We start from the raw sequence: 524 nt of genomic DNA, 5'->3' as shown, positions 1-524 counted from the left end.
TTGTTTACTCAGATTCAATTACATACGCCTCCAGTCAATTAGTACAATCATTACAATCAGACTATCAGATAAACTTAGTTAAAGTCACCTTTATGATTGACTAAATGTTTTGACATACGACAACATCGGGGTTCGAAGACTCCCTTAAGACAGACCTGTATAATTACGCGCTTGTAATTTTCTCAATGCCAACTTGAATTTCACTTATTAATGATGCAACTTTTCCATGCTATTCAATGCTTGCAAAGTTAGTCCTAGTTAAGAGATTACGTTCACACTATTTACTATTCGATTTTCCAGCTTTCCAACTATGCTTTTCTAATCTTTTTTGTGCTATAAATTCTACCGCTTCAAAAATACATACTGCACTGATGAACCAGCTTAGGAAACCAACAATAATGCTAATCAACCACATGTGCGTCATATGTAACATCATCCATGTAACTAAAATACAAACTAATACCCCTGTCATACCAAACACTGCGCCACGACTTACATGCACAGCGACTTTATCACCATATTGC

The 524-nt window shown here is 35.7% G+C and carries 1 protein-coding gene; it reads right to left on the bottom strand.

Annotated features, from left to right (window positions below; translation table 11 throughout):
• Positions 1 to 277 precede the first annotated feature (277 nt).
• A partial coding sequence (locus tag IDG60_RS01810) for a DUF3147 family protein (RefSeq protein ID WP_206160431.1) occupies positions 278 to 524 on the bottom strand: 247 nt, incomplete at its 5' end.

The organism is Staphylococcus sp. EG-SA-2 (assembly GCF_017152085.1).
This window is presented reverse-complemented; position numbering and strand designations above follow the sequence as displayed.